We start from the raw sequence: 23493 nt of genomic DNA, 5'->3' as shown, positions 1-23493 counted from the left end.
TTTCCTTTGGAGGGCGCCTCTGCGCAAAGCGCCCAGGCGCGTGGCAGAGAAAAAGGAAACAGCTTATGGGGATGGACCGACGCGCCTGCGTTACATAAAGCAATCGATCGGCAGACGCGCTTCGTCAAAAAATCAGTGGGCAGCAGCCCTGCCGTTCTTCTCGACCCAGGCGGCGAAGGCATCGATGAACTTCTGCAGGAAGGGCCTGGTTTTATCGGACAACGCGCCGGACTCGTCGAAAAAGCTCCCGGCGCTGCCCAGGTAGGCTTCGGGCTGCTGAAGGCACAGCACGTCCAGAAACACCAGCGACTGACGCAGGTGATGGTTGGCACCAAAGCCACCGACAGCACCCGGCGAGGCACTGATCACGGCGCCCGGCTTGCCGCTGAAGGCACTTTTGCCGTAAGGACGCGAGCCCACGTCGATGGCGTTTTTCAGGGCACCGGGCACCGAGCGGTTGTATTCCGGGGTAACAAACAGCACGCCGTCGGCAGCGCCCAGTTGCTCGCGAAAGGTGGTGTATGCAGGCGGCGGTGAGTCGCCATCGATGTCTTCGTTGTACAACGGCAGATCACCGATCTCGACAATATTCAGTTTCAGGCTGGCAGGTGCCAGTTCTGCCAGAGCAAGAGCGATCTTGCGGTTGATGGACTCTTTTCGCAGACTGCCGACCAATACGGCAATGGTATGAACCTGGCTCATGAAAATATCCGTCATCTGATTCAAGGGAAGGTTAGGTATAGAACAGAAGCCGGGTTTAGACGACCTTTGCGCCAGTCAATTCCCTACGCGCTTGAACGGCAGGGATTATTTTTTCCCTCAAAGGCAAACTCACCTATAGATCAGTGGTCTACTAGCCTCGATGGATTCGTAAACCAGCAGTTATATTCAGTTTCAGAGGTTACAGAGCAAATGGCTTCAGTTCTCGTCGGACAATTTCATGCCAGGGACGCCGAAGGTCGCGTTTATCCGGTTCATGAGTTCCAGGAATCGCAGCCGGATGAGGCGCAGGGCGGTCAGCCGGTGATCACCTACAGGCTGGCAATCGGCGACCGGGTCAAGCATTTGGGTGGTGAGGACTTCGAGCTGGTGCAATCGGGCATAAAAATTACCCGTACACCCACGTAATAACGGCAGCATTCCCGCCTTGGCTGCATGGCCAGCGGGAAGCTGTTAATCCGAAAAGATCAGATACCAGAAAATCGCCGTTTCACGAGTGTTCGGATCGATGCCCCGATAGCGCATGTGATCCACCCCGCCTACCACGTACCCGCAACTCTCGTACAGCCTGCAGGCCCCCAGGTTATTGTTCTGCGTTTCCAGAACGATGCCAGGCAGATTGCGCTTACGAGTCCAGAATTGCGCCGCGTCGAGCAACGAGCGTGCGACGCCATGACGGCGCGCCGACTCGTCCACTGCCAGCTCATCGATATACGCGAATCCACTCCAGTGAGTGCTCATCACGATATGGCCGACGGCGTGGTCATCCAGCCAGGCAACCATCACCGAACTGGTGGCGGCTTCACGATGATCGGCAAATTCCTGAGAGTCGATGCCATAGTTCTTGCTGTACGGCTCGACCAGCTCGACCGGCCATGAATCCACAGGCTCGCCGATACGCGGCTGCGCGTAGCCAAGCACTGTAAACGTGAATTCGCTGTTGAGGATGTAGTCCTCGAAGCATTCGTCTGCAACCCGAATGCTCAAAGCAGGATGTGCCACGCTCATTTCACCTTTGCCGCTTGCTGTCAGGAAGATGCCTGCGCTCCGGCTTCCAGCATCTGTACCCAGAGCGGAGGAGCACCGCAAGCCTTGGCGATGGTGCTCATACGCACTTCGTGCTCGGCCAGCTCACTTTCAGAGGCGCGAATGATGCGGCATGGCTTGCGATCGGCAGGCAGGCGGCGAATTTCGCTGCCACGATTGCCAGAGCCTTCGCCCGAACCGTTGCCATCGGAGGCATTGCCAGCCAGCGACAGGCTGGTCTGACCGCCGGTCATCGCCAGATAGACGTCGGCCAGAATCTCGGAGTCGAGCAATGCGCCGTGCAGCTCACGGCCCGAGTTATCGACGCCGTAGCGCTTGCAGAGTGCATCCAGACTGTTGCGCTGACCCGGGTGACGCTCTCGCGCCATCATCAGGGTGTCGAGAATCGAACAGTGCTGGGTGATATCAGCCCTGTCCTGCGAACCCATCAAGGCAAATTCGTTGTTGATGAAGCCAACGTCGAACGCTGCGTTGTGAATGATCAGCTGTGCGCCTTTGATGAACTCGAAGAATTCATCGGCGACTTCGGCAAACCGCGGCTTGCCGACCAGAAATTCATTGGTGATACCGTGAACACCGATCGCGCCTTCGTCACTTTCGCGATCAGGCTGCAGGTAAACGTGAAAATGCCGACCGGTCAGGCGGCGACCGATCAACTCGACACAACCGATCTCGATGATGCGGTGACCATCCGTCACCGGCATACCGGTGGTTTCGGTATCGAGGACGATGGATCTGTTATCCAGGTTTTGCAATGCCATTGACTGTTGCCTCATGTACAGGCCGCGATTCTAGCACGCAGCGGCCGTTGCAAGCCCGTGCGCGTCTAGCCGTGCCGGATGCCGCGCACTTCGTCGACGCCACGGTTGGCGAGCTGGTCGGCACGCTCGTTGCCAGGGTGGCCGATGTGCCCGCGCACCCACTGCCATTTCACCGTGTGGCGACTGACCTGTTCATCCAGAAGCTGCCACAGATCGGCGTTTTTGACCGGCTCCTTGGCAGCGGTTTTCCAGCCGCGCTTCTTCCAGTTGACCATCCACTCGGTAATGCCTTTCATCACGTACTGAGAGTCGGTCACCAGCGTCACTTCGCAAGGGCGCTTGAGTTCTTCAAGCCCGCGAATCGCACCGGTCAGTTCCATCCGGTTGTTGGTGGTATTGGCTTCGCCACCCCACAACTCTTTTTCGACGCCCTTGCACACCAGCAGGGCCCCCCAACCGCCCGGGCCAGGATTACCCTTGCAGGCACCGTCGGTGAAGAGTTCAACGCTATCGCTCATTACGACCTTTCCAGAATGATGGGCTTCATGTGCAGCAAGGCGTTATTCAAGCCTGGTCCTGAGTGTTGCGGCTGACCTTGGCCATCGGCATGGGGATCAGCTTGCCGATGGGGTCGCGGCGCACCTGACGCAAGGGTCTGAGGCCGACCACCAGTTTGCGCGCCACCAGTACATAGAAGCCGCCACCGGGGCTCTGACGCCCCTCGCCAAGGCGTTCGAGCCCTGCAAGACGCGACTGCCATGCTGCTGAAGCAAGAGGCGGACGATAGCATCCGAAGCGCCGTTTCTCCAGCGCGAAGCCCAGCAGATTCAGCCAGTCAGCGACCCGCGAGGATGAAATGCAGCGCGCCTTGCGCAACGCATCCCGCGCGAATACGTGACGTATGCCCCAGGTGCTCCAGGGGTTGATGCCGATAATCAGCAAGTGTCCGCCCGGCCGCACGCTGCTGGCCGCTTCGCGCAGCAGGCCGTGGGGCGACAGGCAGAAATCCAGGCCGTGCTGCAACACCACGACATCGGCCGCGTGCTCACTCAATGGCCACGCCTGTTCCTCACAGACGATCTCGACACCCGGCAACGGCGCACCAAGGCGTACATTGCGCTGCACCTGGGGAGCCACTGGCGGGCTTTCCGCCGACGGGCCGTAATGCACCAGATAGCCGCCGAAGTACCGCCCCAGCTCTTCGTCGAGAATGCGCCGTTCCTCTTCGAGCAGAAGCTGCCCGAGCGGCCCGGAAAGCCATTCACGGGCAGCGCGGATCAATGCAAGCCACTCAGGATCAGCCTGAGCGAACGCTTCATCGGTCATGAGTTCTCCTCCAGAGGTGCTCGCATACAGCGGCAACAGACTCTAAGATGCACCATTGTCTGCCGCTATGCGAACTGCGCCATGATACAGATCCACGCCCTTCCTGCTTTCAATGACAACTACATATGGTTGTTACAAGACCTTTCGAGCCAGCAGTGCGCTGTCGTCGATCCGGGCGACGCGAAGCCGGTGCTGGGCTGGCTGGCGCAGAATCCCGACTACCGGCTGACCGATATCCTGATCACCCACCACCACAATGATCATGTGGGCGGCGTTGCGGAACTCAAGCAGTCGACCGCGGCGCGCGTGCTGGGCCCTGCAGCCGAAACCATACCGGCACGCGATGTCGCGCTGGTCGACAATGACCGACTGACCGTGCTGGGCCTTGAATTTGTAGTGCATGCGGTCCCTGGTCATACGCTGGGGCATATCGCGTTCTATCACGAGGACGCCACGACCCCCCTGCTGTTCAGCGGCGACACGCTGTTTGCTGCTGGCTGCGGACGGTTGTTCGAGGGTACGCCGCAACAGATGCACGATTCTCTCAGCCGCCTGGCCGATCTGCCGGACAGCACACTGATCTACTGCGCTCACGAATACACGCTGAGCAATCTGCGCTTTGCGCAGGCCGTCGAGCCCGACAATGTCGATATCGCCGAACGCCTGGCCGAAGTGACGCGCTGGCGCAGCGAAAATCGCATCAGTCTTCCGTCGAATCTGGCCCTGGAAAAACGTACCAATCCGTTCCTGCGTACCGGGGAAACATCCGTTAAAGAAAAAGCGGACGAACGGAGCGGCGGGCAAAACACCTCGCAGAGTGCGGTCTTTGCCAGCTTGAGGGCCTGGAAAGATAAGTTCTGACCCGACCTTAAAACCGCAATAAAATTCTGAAAGGTTGACCGACGGCAGGCTGCTTCCTAGAATCGCCCGACATTTTCGTCTGGATGTACCCCCCGAACAATGTCGTCATCTACCAGCAAGCCTTCACATTCGGACGCATTGACTCGGTTGGCTCAGGCCATGGCCGTCACCGCGAGTGCCCTTCTGGCCGGTTGCCAGAGCACCGCCAGCGTCGACCCGGTCAATAGCCATCGCGCGCCTAACCTGGCCGCCGGCATCAAGCAAAAACCGATTTTCCTGTCGCACAAGCCTGCCACCCCTCTCGCACCTCCACAGGATGTCTGGGAGCGCATGCGTCAGGGCTTTCAGCTGCAACAAGGCAATGATCAGAACCCCCGCATCGATCAACAGCGCCTGTGGTTCGCCAACAACCCTTCCTTTCTGGAAAACGCTGGCGAGCGCGGCAGCCTGTACATGCACTACATCGTCGAGCGCCTTGAAGAACGCAACATGCCGCTGGAACTGGCGCTGCTTCCGGTCATCGAAAGCGCCTACAACCCGATGGCCGTTTCGCGCAGCCAGGCGGTCGGCCTCTGGCAGTTCATCCCGTCGACCGGGCGTTACTTCAACCTGCGCCAGACCAGCTTTTATGACGGACGTCGCGACATCCAGGCCTCGACCGTTGCGGCACTGGATTACCTGACCCGCCTGCATGACATGTTCAACGGTGACTGGCTGCTGGCCCTGGCAGCCTACAACGCCGGCGAAGGCACGGTGAGCCGCGCCATCGAGCGCAATGACAAACTCAACCTGCCGACCGATTACTGGAACCTGCCGCTGCCGCAGGAAACCCGCGATTACGTGCCCAAGCTGCTGGCCCTGTCCCAGGTGGTGTTGTCGCCGGAAGCTTACGGCGTCAATCTGAACCCGATCGCCAACCAGCCCTACTTCGAAGTCGTCGAGCTCAACAAGCGTGTCGACCTGTCCAAAGTGGCCAGCGCCGCCGATATCGACGAAGACGAGCTTATCCAGCTCAACCCCGCCTACAAGAAGCGCCTGACCGTCGATGGCCCCCAGCACCTGCTGGTGCCCACTTCCAAGGCGCAACTGCTGACGGCCAGCCTGCTGACCATGAAACAGGAAGAACTGGTCGCCTGGCAGCCTTACCGGGTGCGCAAGGGCGATACCCTGGAAAGCCTGGCCAGTCGTTATCAGGTCACGGTCAGCTCGCTCAAGGGCAATAACAAGCTGTCCGGCAACCGCCTGAAGGTCGGTCAATCACTGAGCATACCGGTCAAGCCGGGCATGCAGAATTCACAACCCGTGTTCGAAGCGCTGGCCAGCAACGACAAGCCGTCACGTACCCGAAGCTACAAGGTGCGCAGCGGTGACAACCTGACCACCATCGCGCAAGCCAACAAGGTGGATGTCGAAGACCTGCAACGCTGGAACAAGCTGACCGGCAAGAAGCTCAAGGTCGGCCAGACGCTGGTCATGCAGGACACCAGCAAACCTGCCGGCAAAGCCGTCAGCAAGTCGGTCGCCAGCACCGGTGGCAAGGACAGCGAAAAGAAATCCATGCAGTACAAGATCCAGAAAGGCGACTCGATGTACCTGGTCGCCAAGCGCTTCAACGTCGAGATGCAACATCTCAAGCGCTGGAATCCACGTAGCGGGCAGGCTCTCAAACCCGGCCAGACCCTGACCGTTTACCTGCCACACTGATGCGCACGGCCACTTGCCCTTCGATAACCTTGGGGCGGGTGTCCGATGCAGCCCGGCAGCGCCATCACCTGCAGTCTTTTTCCAGCTGGAACAAGCTGTTACTGTTAGCGACCCGAAAGCCCAGGCCGTCTGGATCGTGATACGTCCCTTCCTGCTGACCCTCAGCCTGGCCTTGAGCTTCTGCGCCAACGCAGCCATCACCGAAAGTCATGGTTACGCGCAGTTTGGTGTTCTCAAGTACCCGGCCAGCTTCACTCATTTCGACTGGGTCAATCCCGAGGCGCCGAAAGGTGGCACCCTGAGAATGATGGCCTTCGGCACGTTCGACACGTTAAACCCCTACACATTCAAGGGCAGCAGCCCGGTCTCGACTGGCAACTTCCTGCAGTATGGTGTCAACGAGCTGAATGAACCGCTGATGGTCGGCACAGGCCAATACGACCCATCCGGCGATGAACCGACCTCCAGTTACGGGCTGATCGCCCAGTCGGTGGAATACAGCGAGGACCGCAGCTGGGTGGTGTTCAACCTGCGCCCGCAGGCGCGCTTCCATGACGGCAAGCCCATTACCGCCTACGACGTGGCGTTTTCCTACCGGACACTGCTCAAGGACGGTCACCCCCAATACCGCACCGCCTTGCAGGAAGTGCAGCGCGTGGACATTCTCAACCGTCATCGCATCCGGTTTGTCTTCAAGCGCTCGGGCAACCCGCTGCTGATCCTGCGCCTGGGCGAACTGCCGGTGTTGCCGCAACATTACTGGAAGGACAGGGATTTCAAGGCGACCACCTTCGAGCCGCCGCTGGGCAGTGGCCCTTACCGCATCACCCGCGTGCAGCCGGGTCGGCAACTGGTGTTCGAGCGGGTCAAGGATTACTGGGGCAAGGACTTGCCGGTCAATCGCGGCAAATACAATTTCGACCGGGTCGAGGTCGAGTTCTACCGCGACAGCGACGTGGCGTTCGAAGCGTTCAAAGCGGGTGAATTCGACATCTACATCGAGCATCAGGCCAAGAACTGGGCCAGTGGCTACGACTTCCCCGCGGTGGCCAATGGTCAGGTGATCAAGGCGCAGATCCCCCACCGCATACCGACACAGACCCAGGGACTGTTCATGAACACCCGGCGCGCCGCCTTCGCCGACATCCGCGTGCGCGAAGCCCTGGGTCTGCTGTTCAATTTCGAATGGACCAACCGCACGCTGTTCAGCGACGCCTATGACCGCTCGATCAGCTACTACCCCAACAGCGAATTTTCCGCGACGGGCCTGCCGACCGGGGCCGAATGGCTGCTCCTGGCGCCCTACCGCGATCAGTTGCCCGCCAGCCTGTTCACCCAGCCGTTCGCCCCGTCGAAAACCGATGGTGGCGCAATCCCGCGCGAGACCTTGCGCAAGGCCCTGAAGCTGCTTGCCGAGGCTGGCTGGACGCTGTCGGACAAGGGTTTGCTCAATGCCGACAAGCAACCGTTGCGCTTCGAGATCCTGCTGGTCAACCCCAACCTCGAACGCATTCTGCAACCCTACATCGAAGACCTGCGCCGTCTAGGGATCAATGCAGGGCTGCGCACTGTCGACCGCGCCCAGTACAAGCAACGTCTGGACCGTTTCGATTTCGACATGATTCTGATGACCCTGCAACAGACCCTGAGCCCCGGTCTGGAGCAGTGGCAGTATTTCCATTCCAGTCAGGCTGCGATCAACGGCAGCAAGAACTACGCGGGTATCGCCAACCCCGTGGTCGATGCCCTGCTGAACAAACTGCTGGCCGCGCAAACCCGGGACGAACAGGTCGCCGCGGCGCGGGCGCTGGACCGCGTATTGCTGTCTCAGCACTACAGCATCCCCAACTGGTATCTGAATAATCATCGGCTTGCCTATCGCAACCGATTCGCCATGGTCACTACCCCGCCCTACACCCTGGGGCTGCGTGCGTGGTGGCTCAAGACTCTGGAGAAGCCCCGATGAACCCTCTGCACTCCCTGCGCTCGCAGGCAGCAGGCCTGCTGCTGGCCAGCCTCGCCTGCACAGTACAGGCTGCGCCTCAGCATGGCGTGACGCTGTATGACGAAGCGCCGAAGTACCCGGCTGATTTCAAGCACTTCGACTACGTGAACCCGGATGCCCCCAAGGGCGGCACGCTGCGTCAGGCAGGCTTCGGCGGCTTTGACAGCTTCAACCCGTTCATCAACAAAGGCGTACCGGCAGACGATATCGGTCTGATCTACGACACCCTTGCCCGCTCGAGCCTGGATGAGCCATTCACTGAATACGGACTGATCGCGGGCAAGATCGAGAAGTCCCCGGACAACAGCTGGGTGCGTTTCTATCTGCGCCCCGAGGCGCGCTTTCATGACGGCCACCCGATCCGCGCCGACGACGTCGAATTCAGCTTCAAGACCCTGATGGAGCACGGTTCGCCCATGTACAAGGGCTACTACGCCGACGTCGATCAGGTCATCGTCGAAGATCCGTTGCGCGTGCTGTTCAAGTTCAAGCACAAGGGCAGCCGCGAGTTGCCGCTGATCCTTGGCCAGTTGCCGGTGCTGCCCAAGCATTTCTGGGCCGATCGCGACTTCAGCAAGGGCAACCTGGACTTCCCGCTGGGCAGCGGCCCCTACAAGGTCGCCGACGTGAAGGCCGGTCGCTCGGTGAGTTATGAGCGGGTCAAGGACTACTGGGCAAAGGATCTTCCGATCAACAAGGGTTTCTACAACTTTGACGTGCTGACCACCGACTACTACCGCGACAATACGGTAGCGCTGGAGGCCGGCAAGGCCGGGCAATTCGACTATTGGCTGGAAACCAGTGCCAAGAACTGGGCAACCGCTTACGACACGCCCGCAGTGCGCGACGGCAGGCTGATCAAGGAAGAGCTTCCCAATGGCAACCCGACGGGCATGCAGGGCTTTGTCTTCAACCTGCGCAAGCCGGTGTTTCAGGACGTCAGGGTCCGTGAGGCGCTGACTCTGCTGCTGGACTTCGAGTGGACCAACAAACAGCTGTTCAACGGCTCGTACAGCCGCACCAAAAGTTATTTCGACAACTCGGAAATGGCCGCCAGCGGCCTGCCGTCTGCCGAAGAACTCAAGCTTCTGGAACCGTTGCGCGGCAAGATTCCGGATCGCGTGTTCAGCGAACCCTTCACCCTGCCGGTCACCGATGGCAGCGGTATGATCCGTCCGCAGCAGCGCCGGGCCTTCCAGCTGTTGCAGGAGGCGGGCTGGAAGATCGTCGACGACAAGATGGTCGACGCGCAGGGCAACCCGGTAAAAATCGAGTTTCTGATGGCCCAGACCGAGTTCGAGCGCATTCTGCTGCCTTACAAGCGCAACCTGAGCGACTTGGGTATCGAGCTGGTGATTCGTCGGGCCGACGTGTCGCAATACATCAACCGCCTGCGCTCGCGGGACTACGACATGATTGTCACTGGCTATCCGCAGTCCAGCTCGCCCGGTAACGAGCAGCGCGTGTACTTCGACTCATCCAGCGCCGACAACCCGGGCAGCCGCAACTTCATGGGCCTCAAGGACCCTGCGGTGGATGAGCTGGTCAACGGCCTGATCAACGCCGACTCACGGCAAAGCCTGATCACCCATACCAAGGCACTGGACCGTGTGCTGCTGTGGGGCTTTTACGTCGTTCCGAACTGGCACATCAAGACTTGGCGGGTGGCTTACTGGAATCACCTCGACCATCCCAAGGCCGAAGCACTTTCCGATATCGGCCTGATGACCTGGTGGGCCAGGCCGGATGTCAAACCGGTGGCCGCGACCCCGTCAGCCCCTGATCAGGCCAAGCCTGCGAACGCGGAGCAATAACATGCTGGCTTATATTCTGCGACGGCTGCTGCTGATCATCCCTACCCTGCTCGGCATCCTGATCATCAACTTCGTCATCATTCAGGCCGCCCCCGGTGGCCCGGTCGAACAGATGATCGCCAAGATCGAAGGCTTCGATGGCGCCACCAGCCGGATAGCCGGGGGCGGCGCCGAAGTATCGGTGGCCGGCTCCAACTACCGCGGCGCGCAAGGCCTGGACCCGGCATTGATCAAGGAAATCGAACGCATGTACGGTTTCGACAAGTCGGCGCCGGAACGCCTGTGGATCATGATCAAGAACTACGCCACGCTGGATTTCGGCGACAGCTTCTTTCGTGATGCCAAGGTCATCGACCTGATTGTCGAGAAGATGCCGGTGTCCATTTCCCTCGGGTTATGGAGCACCCTGATCATGTACCTGGTGTCGATCCCGCTGGGGATTGCCAAGGCCACGCGCCACGGCAGCCAGTTCGACGTATGGACCAGTTCGGCAATCATTGTCGGCTATGCCATTCCGGCGTTCCTGTTCGCGATTCTGCTGATCGTGGTGTTTGCCGGGGGCAGCTACTTCAACTGGTTTCCACTGCGCGGGCTGACCTCCAACAACTACGACGAACTGAGCACGCTGGGCAAGCTATTCGATTACTTCTGGCATCTGGTTTTGCCAGTCACCGCACTGGTGATCGGCAACTTTGCCACCATGACGCTGCTGACCAAAAACAGCTTTCTCGACGAAATCAGCAAGCAATACGTGACCACGGCCAAAGCCAAGGGCCTGAGCAACCACAAGGTGCTCTACGGCCATGTGTTTCGCAACGCGATGCTGCTGGTGATCGCAGGCTTCCCGTCGGCGTTCATCGGTATCTTCTTCACCGGCTCGCTGCTGGTGGAAGTGATCTTTTCGCTGGACGGCCTGGGCCTGATGAGTTTTGAAGCCGCGATCAACCGCGACTATCCGGTGGTGTTCGGCACGCTGTTCATCTTCACCCTGCTGGGGCTGGTGGTGAAGCTGATCGGCGATATCACCTACACCCTCGTAGACCCGCGCATCGACTTCGAAAGCAGGAAGCATTGATATGAAGCTGTCTCCTCTCAATCGCCGTCGCTTCGAACGCTTCAAGGCCAACAGGCGTGGCTGGTGGTCATTGTGGCTGTTCCTGATTCTGTTCGGCCTGAGCCTGGGCGCCGAACTGATCGCCAACGATAAACCGCTGGCTGTGCGCTACGACGGCCACTGGTATTTCCCGGTATTCGAGCGTTACCCGGAAACCACCTTCGGTGGCGAATTCCCGCTGGAAGCCAACTACAAGAGCCCATACATCAAGGAACTGCTCGCCGCGAAGGATGGCTGGACCCTGTGGGCGCCCATCCCGTTCAGCTACCAGAGCATCAACTACGACCTGAAAGTCCCTGCTCCGGCGCCGCCTTCGCGGGAGAACCTGCTGGGCACCGATGATCAGGGCCGTGACGTCCTGGCGCGGGTGATCTACGGTTTCAGGATTTCGGTACTGTTCGCCCTGACCCTGACCATCCTCAGCTCGATCATCGGCGTCATTGCCGGCGCCTTGCAGGGTTTCTATGGCGGCTGGGTCGACCTGCTGGGCCAGCGCTTCCTCGAGGTCTGGTCGGGCCTGCCGGTACTGTATCTGCTGATCATCCTTGCCAGCTTCGTACAACCCAACTTCTGGTGGTTGTTGGGCATCATGCTGTTGTTTTCCTGGATGAGCCTGGTGGACGTGGTGCGCGCCGAGTTCCTGCGTGGCCGCAATCTGGAATACGTAAGGGCCGCGCGGGCGCTGGGCATGGAGAACGGCGCAATCATGTTCCGCCATATCCTGCCCAACGCCATGGTATCGACCATGACCTTTCTGCCGTTCATTCTCACCGGGGCCATCGGCACCCTGACGGCGCTGGACTTTCTGGGCTTCGGCCTGCCCGCCGGCTCGCCGTCACTGGGCGAGCTGGTAGCGCAGGGCAAATCCAACCTGCAGGCGCCCTGGCTGGGCATCAGCGCCTTCGCTGTGCTGGCCATCATGCTGAGTCTGCTGGTGTTCATCGGCGAATCCGCCCGCGATGCTTTCGACCCAAGGAAATAAGATGAACAATGACAATCTGATCGAAATCCGCGATCTGGCGGTCGAGTTCGTGACGGGCGACTCGCGGCAACGCGTGGTCGAGAACATCAGCTTCGATATTCGTCGTGGTGAAACGCTGGCGCTGGTCGGCGAAAGCGGTTCGGGCAAGTCAGTCACCGCGCACTCAATCCTGCGCCTGCTGCCCTACCCCATCGCCAGCCACCCGAGCGGCACGATCCGCTACGCGGGTGAAGACCTGCTGAAGGTCGAAGAGAAAAAACTGCGTTCGATCCGTGGCAACCGCATCGCCATGATCTTCCAGGAACCAATGACCTCGCTCAATCCGCTGCATTCGGTGGAAAAACAGATCAACGAGGTGCTGGGCCTGCACAAGGGCCTGACTGGCAAGGCCGCCACCGAGCGCACGCTGGAGCTGCTCGATCTGGTCGGCATACCTGAGCCACACAAACGCCTCAAAGCGCTGCCACACGAGCTTTCAGGTGGCCAGCGTCAGCGTGTGATGATCGCCATGGCCCTGGCCAATGAACCCGAGCTGCTGATTGCCGACGAACCGACCACTGCGCTGGATGTGACGGTACAGCTGAAAATCCTCGAACTGCTCAAGCAGTTGCAGGCTCGCCTGGGCATGGCACTGCTGCTGATCAGCCACGATTTGAACGTGGTAAGGCAAATAGCCAACCGAGTATGTGTCATGCAGCGCGGTTGCATCGTCGAACAGGCATCGTGCGAAGAATTGTTCCGTTCGCCGCAACATCCTTACACCCAAGTGTTGCTCAGCGCGGAGCCCAGCGGCGGTCCATCGACCAACACCGCCGGCGCCCCGCTGCTTGAAGTCGAGGACCTGAAAGTCTGGTTCCCGATCAAAAAAGGCCTGCTCAAGCGTACGGTCGACCACGTCAAGGCGGTGGACGGCATACGTTTCAGCCTGCCGCAAGGGCAAACACTGGGTATTGTGGGTGAAAGCGGGTCGGGCAAATCGACGCTGGGCCTGGCGATTCTTCGACTGATCGGCAGTCAGGGCACCATACGGTTCAAGGGCAACGCGCTAGAATCCCTGTCGCAACAGCAAATCCGTCCGCTGCGCAGGCAGATGCAAGTGGTTTTCCAGGACCCGTTTGGCAGTTTGAGCCCGCGCATGTCGGTGGCTGAAATCGTTGGCGAAGGCTTGCGAATCCACGGCATGGGTACGGCGGCCGAACAGCAGACGGCGATTATCGAAGCGCTCAGGGAGGTTGGTCTGGACCCGGATACCCGGCACCGCTACCCTCACGAGTTCTCCGGTGGCCAACGCCAGCGGATCGCCATTGCACGTGCGCTGGTCTTGAAGCCGGCGCTGATTTTGCTGGACGAGCCGACCTCGGCCCTCGACCGGACCGTACAGCGTCAGGTCGTCGAGCTGCTTCGCTCGCTGCAAACCAAGTACAACCTGACGTATTTGTTCATCAGCCATGACCTGGCTGTCGTCAAAGCGCTGAGCCACCAGTTGATGGTGGTCAAGCAAGGCCAAGTGGTCGAACAGGGTGCAGCGCAGGATATCTTCGCCGCACCGCAACATCCTTATACACAGCAGCTGCTGGAGGCCGCCTTCCTGGCGCCGGTAGCTGTCGATTAACCTGAACCTGAAGAGGAACAACACATGGGTTTTCTCGCCGGTAAGCGCGTCCTGATCGTCGGTGTCGCCAGTAAACTGTCCATCGCATCCGGTATTGCCGCCGCCATGCATCGTGAAGGCGCAGAGCTTGCCTTCACCTACCAGAACGACAAACTCAAGGGTCGTGTCGAAGAGTTCGCCGCAGGCTGGGGTTCGGGCCCTGAGCTGTGCTTCCCTTGCGATGTGGCCAGCGACGAAGAGATCAACAAGGTCTTCGAAGAGCTGAGCAAGAAGTGGGACGGCCTGGACGTGATCGTTCACTCGGTCGGCTTCGCGCCTGGCGACCAGCTCGATGGCGACTTCACCGAAGCCACCACGCGCGAAGGTTTCCGCATCGCTCATGACATCAGCGCCTACAGCTTCGTGGCCCTGGCCAAGGCCGGTCGCGAAATGATGAAGGGCCGCAACGGCAGCCTGCTGACCCTGTCCTACCTGGGCGCAGAGCGCACCATGCCCAACTACAACGTCATGGGCATGGCCAAGGCCAGCCTGGAAGCTGGCGTTCGTTACCTGGCCGGCAGCCTCGGCCCGGAAGGTACTCGCGTCAATGCTGTATCGGCCGGCCCGATCCGCACCCTGGCCGCGTCAGGCATCAAGAACTTCCGCAAGATGCTGGCGGCCAACGAAGCGCAGACCCCTCTGCGCCGCAACGTCACCATCGACGAAGTCGGCAACGCCGGCGCGTTCCTGTGCTCCGACCTGGCGTCGGGCATCAGCGGTGAAATCATGTACGTCGACGGCGGCTTCAACACCACCGCGATGGGCAGCATGGACGAGTGATACGGTAAACGCCGCTCCTTGCGAGCGGCACTTTTCCGGACTCAAAAAGAAGGCCGCTCAATGAGCGGCCTTCTTTGTTTACGCGTTTCGAGCCTAGAACTTCTCGATCTTCGCCTTGCTTTCCAGCTGTGCACGGTACGCCGCGAAATCCTGCTGCCCCTCGCGGGAGGCGAGGAAGCGACGGTATTGTGCCTTCTCGGCGTCAGTCGGCGCAGCCGCCTGGTTGACGCCATTGAGACGGACGATCACGAAGCTGCCATCCGAAGCAGTGATGCTGGCGAATTCCGGCTTATCCTTGCCTGTCGGCTTGGGCATGCGGAACAGCGTCTGCAGCACTTGAGGGTCAACCCCTTCCTGACTGCGAGTGACCGCTTCCATCATCTTCCAGTCACGACCGTCCTGCTTGGCAGCCAAAGGAATCTTGCCCTCACGCAGACCGGCCAGCAGCGCCTCGCCCTTGGCTTTGGCAGCTGCCGAAGCATGCTCCTTGACCAGTTGAGCGCGAATCGAGCTGGCAACGCTCTCAAGTGGCAACTGCTGCGGTTGCAGGTGCTCTTTGGAGCGCACCACCACAACGGTTTCCGGATCCAGCTCCAGCGTGTTGCTGTTGGCGCCTTCCTCCAGCACTTCAGGGCTGAATGCCGCCTGGATGACCGCACGGTTGGCCGTCAGGCCTTCGCCGCCCTCACGACCGAACGGTGCAGTGGTCTGAACCTTCAGGCCCAGGTCCTGTGCCGGCTGGGACAGGTCGGACGATTCGAACGCCGAGTCTTCCAGTTGCTTGGTCACTTCGACAAACTTCTGCTCGACCAGCTGCGATTTCAAATCGTTGGTCAGCTTGCCTTTCAGACTGGCAAAGGTCGGCACCGAAGGTGCTTCAACGCCCAGCAGCTTGATCAGGTGCCAGCCGAAATCGGTACGCACCGGCTGCGAAACCTGATCCTTGTTCAAGGCATACAGTGCCTCTTCGAAAGCCGGGTCATAGACACCCTTGCCTGCGTAGCCCAGATCACCGCCCTTGTTGGACGAACCAGGGTCCTGCGAGTATTCCTTGGCCAATGCCGCGAAATCCTCACCCTTGGCCAGACGCTGCTGAATTTCTTCAATCTTCGCCTTGGCCTGCTCGTCATTCAGCTTGTCGTTCACTTCGATCAGGATGTGTGCCGCACGACGCTGTTCGGACAGATTGGCGATTTCCTTCTGATAAGCCGCCTGCAGGTCCTCGTCCTTGACCTGCACCTTGTCGAAGAAGGACGACTTCTTCAATTCGATGTAGTCGAGTACGACCTGCTCAGGGCTCATGAACTCCTTGGCATGCTCGTCGTAATGCGCCTTGACTTCGTCATCGGTCACCTTGACCGCCGAGGTATCGGCAGGCAGGGTCAGCGACGCGAAATCACGGGTCTGCTTTTCGAGGCGTGCGAAGGCTTCAACCTGTGCGTCGGTTACAAAGGCACTGCCGGCAACACCTGCACGCACCTGACCGATGAGCATTTCCTGACCCAGCATCTGGCGGAACTGCAGACGGCTGTAACCCAACTGGCGAATCACCTGATCGAAACGGTCAGCGCTGAATTTGCCGTCTACCTGAAATTCAGGCGTCTGCAAAAGCTGCTGATCCAGTGCCGCGTCGGAAAACGAGAACTTGGCATCCGCCGCGCCTTGCAGCAGCAGCTTGCGGTCGATCAGGCCCTTGAGCGCTGATTCGCGCAGCAGCTTTTCATCCAGCATGGCAGGATCGAAATCCTTGCCCAGCTGTTGCGAAAGCTGCTGAGCCAACTGGCGGCGCTGCATGTCGACAGCCTGGCTCAACTCATTCTGAGAGATGTCCTCGCCGTTGACTTCAGCCGCGTTCTGCTTGTTGCTGGTAGCGGTAAACATCGCTTCGATGCCGGTGAAGGCCATCAAGGCGATGATGAGTCCGATAATTGTCTTGGCAATCCAGCCTTGTGAATTGTCCCTGATGTTCTGCAGCATTGCGTCCCCCAAAACGGTTGTACTGACTAACCAACCGCGGAGCGTGGGTAGAAAGCGGATAGAAGAAAGGCGCATCCGAGGATGCGCCTTCTCGTAACTGACGAAGCGGTAGGGCTCGAACCCCTCGGTGTCGCAACCGAGTGCACCACCGCTCCGCTACTGGATCAGGACAGGCCCGATCCAGCGGGCAAAGGCATAGAGAGGCTTAGTTGACAGCTTCTTTAAGAGCTTTACCGGCTTTGAAACCTGGTTTCTTAGCAGCAGCGATTTCCAGCGTCTTGCCAGTCTGAGGGTTGCGACCGATGCGAGCAGGACGATCAGTCACGGAGAACGTACCAAAGCCAACCAAAACAACCGAGTCGCCAGCCTTCAGAGCGCCAGTGACGGATTCGATCACTGCGTCCAGCGCGCGGCCAGCAGCAGCTTTCGGGATATCAGCAGATGCAGCGATAGCATCAATCAGTTCCGACTTGTTCACTCTAAGTCCCCTTATCTCTATATTGAGTATGTTTCTAAGTTTTAGGTGTTAAGCAAAACGAGCGCTGGAAGGCTTGCCAGTGATTGCTTTAAAGAGCCGCTTTATAACAAGGGCTCTAAAAAGCTGTCAAGGAAGCCTGCCCAGACTTAATGCGTGCTAATTCTGTCCTTAGAGTCAGACTCGCGCTTCTCTTCCTTGGCGACCAGATCTGTAGCCACGTCCGGCAAAGGCTCCGGCGCGTATTGCAGCGCAATTTGCAGGACTTCGTCAATCCATTTAACGGGCTTGATCTGCAGATCCTGCTTGATATTGTCAGGAATCTCCTTCAAATCACGCACGTTTTCTTCTGGAATGATCACCGTCTTGATTCCGCCACGGTGTGCAGCCAGCAGTTTTTCCTTCAAACCACCAATCGCCAGCACTTGACCACGCAAAGTAATTTCGCCCGTCATTGCCACATCCGCACGCACAGGGATCTGCGTAAGCGCCGAAACAAGGGCGGTGCACATGCCCACACCAGCGCTCGGTCCATCCTTCGGCGTGGCGCCTTCCGGCATGTGGATATGCGTGTCGTGTTTCTCGTGGAAATCAGCTGGAATGCCCAGGCTACGAGCCCGGCTGCGAACCACGGTCTGGGCTGCGGTAATGGATTCGACCATCACATCCCCGAGCGAACCGGTCTTGATCAACTGGCCCTTGCCCGATACCACGGCAGCCTCGATGGTCAGCAATTCACCACCCACCTGCGTCCACGCCAGGCCGGTGACCTGACCGATCTGATCCTGCTGCTCTGCCAGCCCGTAGCGGAACTTGCGCACGCCCAGGAAGTGCTCGAGCATGTCGGCTGTGACCTGAACCGCGAAACGTTTTTCCATCGCGTGCTCTTTGACCGCCTTGCGGCAGACCTTGGCAATCTGACGCTCAAGCCCGCGCACGCCCGCTTCACGGGTGTAGTAACGGATGATGTCGCGGATCGCATCCTCATCAAAACTGATCTCACCTTTCTTCAAGCCGTTGGCCTGAATCTGCTTGGGCGAGAGGTACTTGACGGCGATGTTGATCTTTTCGTCTTCGGTGTAGCCCGGCAGGCGAATGACTTCCATCCGGTCCAGCAAGGCTGGCGGAATGTTCATCGAGTTCGACGTGCAAAGGAACATCACGTCCGAAAGATCGTAGTCGACCTCAAGGTAGTGATCGTTGAAATTGTGGTTCTGCTCGGGATCAAGCACCTCGAGCAATGCCGACGCCGGATCGCCACGCATGTCGCTGCCCATCTTGTCGATTTCGTCAAGCAGGAACAGCGGGTTGCGAACGCCCACCTTTGTCATCTTTTGTATCAATCTTCCTGGCATCGAACCGATGTAAGTCCGGCGATGACCACGAATTTCAGCCTCGTCACGCACGCCGCCGAGTGCCATCCGCACGAATTTACGGTTGGTTGCGTTGGCGATGGACTCGGCCAGGGAGGTTTTACCCACACCCGGTGGACCTACCAGACACAGCACAGGGCCACGAATCTTCTTCACGCGCTTTTGCACGGCGAGGTATTCGAGGATGCGCTCCTTGACCTCGTCCAGACCGTAATGGTCGGCATCGAGAATCGCTTCGGCACGCGCAAGGTCCAGACGTACCTTGCTCTGCGCCTTCCACGGCACCTGAACCAGCCAGTCGATGTAGGAACGCACCACGGTCGCTTCGGCGGACATCGGCGACATCTGCTTGAGCTTGTTCAGCTCGGCATTCGCCTTGGTCAGAGCGTCCTTGGGCAAACCTGCGGCATCGATGCGCTTTTTCAGCTCTTCGATTTCGTTGTGGCCTTCGTCGCCATCGCCCAGTTCCTTCTGAATGGCCTTCATCTGCTCATTCAGGTAGTACTCGCGCTGGCTGCGCTCCATTTGCTTCTTAACGCGACCGCGAATGCGCTTTTCGACCTGCAGCAGGTCGATTTCGGCATCCAGCAAGGCCAGCACATGCTCGACACGGGCTGACAGGTCGATAATCTCGAGTATTTCCTGCTTCTGCTCGATTTTGAGCGCCATGTGCGCGGCCATGGTGTCAACCAGGCGACCAGGCTCATCGATGCTGTTAAGCGACGACAGGACCTCTGCGGGGACCTTCTTGCCCAGTTGCACATACTGCTCGAATTGAGCCAGCAGGCTGCGCACGAACACTTCGGATTCACGGTCCGGTGCATCGACTTCGTCGATCAGCGAGACGTCTGCGCGGTAGTGGCCATCGACTTCGATAAAACGCTCTACCGAACCACGCTGCTCACCTTCGACCAGCACCTTGACGGTGCCATCGGGCAGCTTGAGCAATTGCAATACGGTGGCAATGGTGCCGACGCTGTACAGAGCCTTTTCATCAGGATCGTCGTCAGCCGGGTTTCTTTGCGCGAGCAGCAGGATCTGCTTGTCGCCTGTCATTGCCGCTTCAAGGGCTTCGATAGACTTCTCGCGCCCCACGAACAGCGGGATAACCATGTGCGGATAAACCACGACATCACGCAATGGCAAGAGAGGCAATTCAATAGTGGTCTTCATGATTTCGCCTCTACGGCGGCCAATTGGCCGGGACAGATGGAATTAGCTTGAAGCCAAGATGGGGGTAGCGTCAGAAAAAAACAAGCTCTAGAGGCGCGACCCGCCAAGATCAGTTTCTTCATACAAAACGAATGAACAGCCTAAAAATGCAAAAGGGGACCAAAAAGGCCCCCTTCAGTATTACTTCACACGCATATGAACATGCGTTTATGCGTCGGGAGCAACCTTGGCAGGCGGCTCGTTGTTTTCGTAGATCAACAACGGCTTGGACGTGCCATCGATAACGCTTTCGTCGATCACCACCTTGCTCACATCGCTTTGCGACGGGATTTCGTACATGGTGTCGAGCAGCACGCCCTCGAGAATCGAACGCAGGCCACGGGCACCGGTCTTGCGCTCCAGCGCGCGACGGGCAACCGATTTCAGCGCATCGGTACGGAACTCGAGGTCCACACCTTCCATCTCGAACAGCTTGGCATACTGCTTGGTCAGTGCGTTCTTCGGCTCGGTGAGGATCTGTATCAAAGCAGCCTCATCCAGCTCGTCCAGCGTTGCAAGCACCGGCAGACGGCCCACGAACTCGGGGATCAGACCGAACTTGACCAGATCGTCAGGTTCGACTTCACGCAGCGACTCGCCGACCTTCTTGCCCTCCTCCTTGCTGCGAACCTCGGCGTTGAAGCCGATGCCGCCACGGGTGGAACGGTTCTGAATGACCTTTTCCAGGCCCGAGAAGGCGCCACCGCAGATAAAGAGAATATTACGCGTGTCCACCTGCAGGAATTCCTGCTGCGGGTGCTTGCGACCACCTTGAGGCGGAACGGAAGCCACGGTGCCCTCGATCAGTTTCAGCAAGGCTTGCTGCACGCCTTCACCGGACACGTCACGAGTGATCGAAGGGTTGTCGGATTTGCGCGAAATCTTGTCGATTTCGTCGATGTAGACAATGCCCATCTGGGCCTTCTCGACATCGTAATCACATTTCTGCAACAGCTTCTGGATAATGTTTTCGACGTCCTCACCCACATAACCGGCTTCGGTCAGGGTGGTGGCGTCAGCGATGGTGAACGGTACGTTGAGCAGGCGAGCCAGAGTTTCGGCCAGCAACGTCTTGCCGGAACCGGTAGGTCCGATCAGCAGGATGTTACTCTTGCCCAGTTCGACGTCGTCGTTCTTCTTGTCACGCTGATTCAGACGCTTGTAGTGGTTGTACACCGCTACTGCGAGAACCTTTTTGGCACGTTCCTGACCGATTACATACTGGTCAAGGATGCCGCTGATTTCTTTTGGCGAAGGCAATTTATGCGCGCTGCTTTCGGCCTGGGCTTCCTGCACCTCCTCACGGATGATGTCGTTGCACAGGTCGACGCACTCGTCGCAGATAAAGACCGAGGGGCCGGCAATCAATTTGCGCACTTCATGCTGGCTTTTGCCACAGAAGGAGCAATAGAGCAATTTGCCGTTGTCCTCGCCGTTGCGGGTGTCAGTCATTCGATCGATCCAATCCGGTAGGCTTGCAACACAAGATGAAGGCTATTGCGGGCTTTTTCAAGTCCGCAGGCGGTCGGTTGTCCCGACCCCCCACATTTTGAGCCGCTTAGGCAGGCATTTGACGCTTGTTGATCACCGAGTCGATCAGGCCGTATTCGGCTGCACGCTCTGCGCTCATGAAGTTGTCACGCTCGGTATCGCGCTCGATGGTTTCGAGGCTCTGGCCGGTGTGATGAGCCAGCAGCGAGTTGAGACGATGACGAATGTGCAGGATTTCCTTGGCATGGATGTCGATGTCCGACGCCTGACCCTGGAAACCGCCCAGCGGCTGGTGAATCATCATTCGCGAGTTGGGCAGGCAGTGACGCTTGCCTTCTGCACCGCCGGCCAGCAGGAATGCACCCATGCTGCAAGCCTGACCGATACAGATGGTCGAAACGTCCGGCTTGATGAACTGCATGGTGTCGTAGATCGACATGCCTGCAGTCACCGAACCGCCCGGCGAGTTGATGTAGAGATGGATATCCTTGTCCGGGTTTTCCGCTTCAAGGAAAAGCAGTTGCGCCGCGATAAGGTTGGCCATGTAGTCCTCTACCGGACCCACCATAAAGATGACTCGCTCCTTGAGAAGGCGCGAATAGATGTCATAGGCGCGTTCGCCACGGGCGGACTGCTCGATAACCATCGGGACCAGGCCGCCAGCGGCCTGGATGTCAGAGTTCTGCTGAATATAAGAATTGCGGGACATGTCCTGCATTCACTCCCAAATAGTCGAGTCTTGAATACGCACAAGCCAGCGCGAAGGCTGGCTTGTGGGTGTTTTCGCACGAAAAGAGAAATCAGTCGGCTTTTGGAGCTTCCACCGGCTTGACAGCTTCTTCGTAGGAGACCGATTTGTCGGTCACGCTAGCTTTCTGCAAAACAGTATCTACAACTTGCTCTTCAAGCACAACAGAACGTACCTCGTTCATTTGCTGCTCGTTCTTGTAGTACCAGGCAACGACCTGCTCAGGCTCCTGATAGGCAGAGGCCATTTCCTGAATCATTTCGCGAACGCGAGCATCATCAGGCTTGAGGTCGAACTGCTTGACGACCTCGGCAACGATCAGACCCAGCTCGACGCGGCGCTTGGCCTGCTCTTCGAACAGCTCTGCCGGCAGCTGGTCAGGCTTGATGTTGCCACCGAACTGCTGAACGGCCTGCACACGCAGACGGTTGACTTCGTTTTCCAGGAGCGCCTTGGGCACTTCGATCGGGTTGGCGGCCAGCAGACCGTCCATGACCTGATTCTTGACCTTGGACTTGATCGCCTGACGCAGCTCGCGCTCCATGTTCTTGCGAACTTCGGTGCGGAAGCCTTCGATACCGGTTTCCTTGATACCGAACTGCTTGAAGAACTCTTCGTTCAGCTCAGGCAGCTTTGGCTCGGAAACGGTGTTGACGGTCACGGTGAACTCGGCAGCCTTGCCGGCCAGCTCGAGGTTCTGATAGTCCTCTGGGAAGGTCACGTTCAGAACGCGCTCTTCACCGGCCTTGGCGCCAACCAGACCGTCTTCGAAACCAGGGATCATGCGGCCCGAACCCAGCACCAGCTGGGTACCGGTAGCGGAACCGCCAGCGAACACTTCGCCGTCGACCTTGCCGACGAAATCGATGTTCAACTGGTCTTCGTTCTGGGCAGCACGATCAGCCACTTCGAAACGAACGTTCTGCTTGCGCAGCACTTCAAGCATGTTGTCCAGATCGCTGTCGGCCACGTCGGCAGACAGGCGCTCTACGGAGATGCTATCGAAGCCGGCAACGGTGAATTCCGGGAATACTTCGAAAGTAGCCACGTATTCCAGATCTTTGCCTTTTTCGAACGACTTGGGCTCTACAGCAGGAGCACCAGCCGGGTTCAGCTTCTGCTCAACCACAGCTTCATAAAAAGTAGCCTGAATCAGATCGCCCAGTGCTTCCTGACGTGCGCCGTCCTCGTAACGCTGACGAATCACGCTCATAGGCACCTTGCCAGGGCGGAAGCCCGGGATCTTGGCTTTGCGCGCGGTCTGTTGCAGACGCTTGTTGACTTCGGTCTCGATGCGCTCGGCAGGCACGCCAATGGTCATGCGGCGCTCAAGAGCGGAAGTATTTTCAACAGAAACTTGCATGGATATTCCTCGTTGCACAGACGTTAGCCGGCCGTTTCCGACCCCAGAATCAAGGGCATGCATTCTAGTGGGTCAAACTCAAGAAGTCA

20 protein-coding genes are annotated in these 23493 nt (G+C 58.7%); 9 read left to right on the top strand and 11 right to left on the bottom strand.

Features of this window, described 5'->3' with window-relative positions:
- Nucleotides 1-132: 132 nt before the first annotated feature.
- Nucleotides 133-702, bottom strand: coding sequence for an NADPH-dependent FMN reductase (locus BLR16_RS18120; protein ID WP_058415959.1), 570 nt, complete (start codon nt 700-702; stop codon nt 133-135).
- A 210-nt stretch (nt 703-912) separates the two neighbouring features.
- Between BLR16_RS18120 and BLR16_RS18115 the strand changes: the two genes are divergently transcribed.
- Nucleotides 913-1128, top strand: a complete 216-nt coding sequence (locus tag BLR16_RS18115; RefSeq protein ID WP_004414020.1) for a hypothetical protein — start codon at nt 913-915, stop codon at nt 1126-1128.
- A gap of 45 nt (nt 1129-1173) precedes the next feature.
- Here the strand turns inward: BLR16_RS18115 and BLR16_RS18110 are convergent, their stop codons facing one another.
- The 4 genes from BLR16_RS18110 to BLR16_RS18095 all read right to left on the bottom strand — a co-directional run bounded on the left by BLR16_RS18110 (nt 1174) and on the right by BLR16_RS18095 (nt 3854).
- Entirely contained in the window at nt 1174-1728 is a 555-nt protein-coding gene (locus BLR16_RS18110; RefSeq protein WP_003368581.1) for a GNAT family N-acetyltransferase, read from the bottom strand.
- 20 nt (nt 1729-1748) lie between these two features.
- Nucleotides 1749-2528, bottom strand: a complete 780-nt coding sequence (gene dnaQ, locus BLR16_RS18105) for a DNA polymerase III subunit epsilon (RefSeq protein ID WP_003368580.1) — start codon at nt 2526-2528, stop codon at nt 1749-1751.
- Between the two features lie 65 nt (nt 2529-2593).
- Nucleotides 2594-3046, bottom strand: coding sequence for a ribonuclease HI (rnhA, locus tag BLR16_RS18100; RefSeq protein WP_003368579.1), 453 nt, complete (start codon nt 3044-3046; stop codon nt 2594-2596).
- Nucleotides 3047-3092: 46 nt separating this feature from the next.
- A complete protein-coding gene (locus BLR16_RS18095) occupies nt 3093-3854 on the bottom strand; it encodes a methyltransferase domain-containing protein (protein WP_004414023.1) in 762 nt (253 codons plus the stop codon).
- Nucleotides 3855-3935: 81 nt separating this feature from the next.
- On the opposite strand from BLR16_RS18095, the gene gloB reads away from it, so the two are divergent.
- The 8 genes from gloB (at nt 3936) to fabI (ending at nt 14765) form a co-directional block, all read left to right on the top strand.
- Nucleotides 3936-4715, top strand: coding sequence for a hydroxyacylglutathione hydrolase (gene gloB / locus BLR16_RS18090; RefSeq protein ID WP_004414025.1), 780 nt, complete (start codon nt 3936-3938; stop codon nt 4713-4715).
- A gap of 99 nt (nt 4716-4814) precedes the next feature.
- Entirely contained in the window at nt 4815-6419 is a 1605-nt protein-coding gene (locus tag BLR16_RS18085) for a lytic transglycosylase domain-containing protein (protein ID WP_074807934.1), read from the top strand.
- Between the two features lie 136 nt (nt 6420-6555).
- Nucleotides 6556-8385 carry an extracellular solute-binding protein gene (locus tag BLR16_RS18080; protein WP_004414028.1) on the top strand — a complete coding sequence of 610 codons (1830 nt, stop codon included), beginning with the start codon at nt 6556-6558 and terminating at the stop codon, nt 8383-8385.
- On the top strand, nt 8382-10238 hold the full coding sequence (locus BLR16_RS18075; RefSeq protein WP_003368572.1) for an extracellular solute-binding protein: 1857 nt from the start codon (nt 8382-8384) through the stop codon (nt 10236-10238). The genes BLR16_RS18080 and BLR16_RS18075 overlap by 4 nt, the downstream gene beginning before the upstream one ends.
- A 1-nt stretch (nt 10239) precedes the next feature.
- Entirely contained in the window at nt 10240-11313 is a 1074-nt protein-coding gene (locus BLR16_RS18070; RefSeq protein WP_004414031.1) for a microcin C ABC transporter permease YejB, read from the top strand.
- A 1-nt stretch (nt 11314) separates the two neighbouring features.
- Nucleotides 11315-12334 (top strand): ABC transporter permease, encoded by a 1020-nt coding sequence (locus BLR16_RS18065; RefSeq protein ID WP_003368568.1) that lies wholly within the window; start codon nt 11315-11317, stop codon nt 12332-12334.
- 1 nt (nt 12335) lies between these two features.
- On the top strand, nt 12336-13946 hold the full coding sequence (locus BLR16_RS18060; RefSeq protein WP_004414034.1) for an ABC transporter ATP-binding protein: 1611 nt from the start codon (nt 12336-12338) through the stop codon (nt 13944-13946).
- Between the two features lie 24 nt (nt 13947-13970).
- Nucleotides 13971-14765 carry an enoyl-ACP reductase FabI gene (gene fabI, locus BLR16_RS18055; RefSeq protein ID WP_003368564.1) on the top strand — a complete coding sequence of 265 codons (795 nt, stop codon included), beginning with the start codon at nt 13971-13973 and terminating at the stop codon, nt 14763-14765.
- A gap of 93 nt (nt 14766-14858) precedes the next feature.
- Here fabI and BLR16_RS18050 read toward each other — a convergent pair whose 3' ends face one another.
- The 6 genes from BLR16_RS18050 to tig all read right to left on the bottom strand — a co-directional run bounded on the left by BLR16_RS18050 (nt 14859) and on the right by tig (nt 23404).
- Nucleotides 14859-16742: a SurA N-terminal domain-containing protein gene (locus tag BLR16_RS18050; RefSeq protein ID WP_004414038.1), complete on the bottom strand. Its 1884-nt coding sequence runs from the start codon at nt 16740-16742 to the stop codon at nt 14859-14861.
- Between the two features lie 205 nt (nt 16743-16947).
- Nucleotides 16948-17220, bottom strand: coding sequence for an HU family DNA-binding protein (locus tag BLR16_RS18045; protein WP_002552737.1), 273 nt, complete (start codon nt 17218-17220; stop codon nt 16948-16950).
- A 146-nt stretch (nt 17221-17366) separates the two neighbouring features.
- Nucleotides 17367-19763, bottom strand: a complete 2397-nt coding sequence (gene lon, locus BLR16_RS18040; RefSeq protein WP_003368560.1) for an endopeptidase La — start codon at nt 19761-19763, stop codon at nt 17367-17369.
- 207 nt (nt 19764-19970) lie between these two features.
- The gene (clpX, locus tag BLR16_RS18035) at nt 19971-21254 is read right to left on the bottom strand and encodes an ATP-dependent Clp protease ATP-binding subunit ClpX (RefSeq protein WP_003368559.1); all 1284 of its coding nucleotides are present in this window, start codon (nt 21252-21254) and stop codon (nt 19971-19973) included.
- A 106-nt stretch (nt 21255-21360) separates the two neighbouring features.
- Nucleotides 21361-22002: an ATP-dependent Clp endopeptidase proteolytic subunit ClpP gene (clpP, locus tag BLR16_RS18030; protein ID WP_002552734.1), complete on the bottom strand. Its 642-nt coding sequence runs from the start codon at nt 22000-22002 to the stop codon at nt 21361-21363.
- Between the two features lie 91 nt (nt 22003-22093).
- Nucleotides 22094-23404, bottom strand: a complete 1311-nt coding sequence (gene tig, locus BLR16_RS18025; protein WP_003315274.1) for a trigger factor — start codon at nt 23402-23404, stop codon at nt 22094-22096.
- Nucleotides 23405-23493 lie beyond the last annotated feature (89 nt).

The sequence above is a fragment of the Pseudomonas sp. BS3767 genome (assembly GCF_900099665.1).
In the GTDB taxonomy this organism is placed as follows: Bacteria; Pseudomonadota; Gammaproteobacteria; order Pseudomonadales; family Pseudomonadaceae; genus Aquipseudomonas; species Aquipseudomonas cerasi.
Note: the sequence above shows the minus strand (reverse complement) of the source record. Positions and strands in the feature narration are given on the sequence as shown.

What these genes read in the sequence shown, in the direction of transcription:
- rnhA (WP_003368579.1), bottom strand. Translation starts at nt 3,046, where the DNA reads ATGAGCGATAGCGTTGAACTCTTCACCGACGGTGCCTGCAAGGGTAAT.
- dnaQ (WP_003368580.1), bottom strand. Translation starts at nt 2,528, where the DNA reads ATGGCATTGCAAAACCTGGATAACAGATCCATCGTCCTCGATACCGAA.
- BLR16_RS18110 (WP_003368581.1), bottom strand. Translation starts at nt 1,728, where the DNA reads ATGAGCGTGGCACATCCTGCTTTGAGCATTCGGGTTGCAGACGAATGC.
- BLR16_RS18070 (WP_004414031.1), top strand. Translation starts at nt 10,240, where the DNA reads ATGCTGGCTTATATTCTGCGACGGCTGCTGCTGATCATCCCTACCCTG.
- BLR16_RS18120 (WP_058415959.1), bottom strand. Translation starts at nt 702, where the DNA reads ATGAGCCAGGTTCATACCATTGCCGTATTGGTCGGCAGTCTGCGAAAA.
- lon (WP_003368560.1), bottom strand. Translation starts at nt 19,763, where the DNA reads ATGAAGACCACTATTGAATTGCCTCTCTTGCCATTGCGTGATGTCGTG.
- gloB (WP_004414025.1), top strand. Translation starts at nt 3,936, where the DNA reads ATGATACAGATCCACGCCCTTCCTGCTTTCAATGACAACTACATATGG.
- clpP (WP_002552734.1), bottom strand. Translation starts at nt 22,002, where the DNA reads ATGTCCCGCAATTCTTATATTCAGCAGAACTCTGACATCCAGGCCGCT.
- BLR16_RS18095 (WP_004414023.1), bottom strand. Translation starts at nt 3,854, where the DNA reads ATGACCGATGAAGCGTTCGCTCAGGCTGATCCTGAGTGGCTTGCATTG.
- BLR16_RS18115 (WP_004414020.1), top strand. Translation starts at nt 913, where the DNA reads ATGGCTTCAGTTCTCGTCGGACAATTTCATGCCAGGGACGCCGAAGGT.
- clpX (WP_003368559.1), bottom strand. Translation starts at nt 21,254, where the DNA reads ATGACTGACACCCGCAACGGCGAGGACAACGGCAAATTGCTCTATTGC.
- tig (WP_003315274.1), bottom strand. Translation starts at nt 23,404, where the DNA reads ATGCAAGTTTCTGTTGAAAATACTTCCGCTCTTGAGCGCCGCATGACC.
- BLR16_RS18085 (WP_074807934.1), top strand. Translation starts at nt 4,815, where the DNA reads ATGTCGTCATCTACCAGCAAGCCTTCACATTCGGACGCATTGACTCGG.
- fabI (WP_003368564.1), top strand. Translation starts at nt 13,971, where the DNA reads ATGGGTTTTCTCGCCGGTAAGCGCGTCCTGATCGTCGGTGTCGCCAGT.
- BLR16_RS18065 (WP_003368568.1), top strand. Translation starts at nt 11,315, where the DNA reads ATGAAGCTGTCTCCTCTCAATCGCCGTCGCTTCGAACGCTTCAAGGCC.
- BLR16_RS18050 (WP_004414038.1), bottom strand. Translation starts at nt 16,742, where the DNA reads ATGCTGCAGAACATCAGGGACAATTCACAAGGCTGGATTGCCAAGACA.
- BLR16_RS18075 (WP_003368572.1), top strand. Translation starts at nt 8,382, where the DNA reads ATGAACCCTCTGCACTCCCTGCGCTCGCAGGCAGCAGGCCTGCTGCTG.
- BLR16_RS18060 (WP_004414034.1), top strand. Translation starts at nt 12,336, where the DNA reads ATGAACAATGACAATCTGATCGAAATCCGCGATCTGGCGGTCGAGTTC.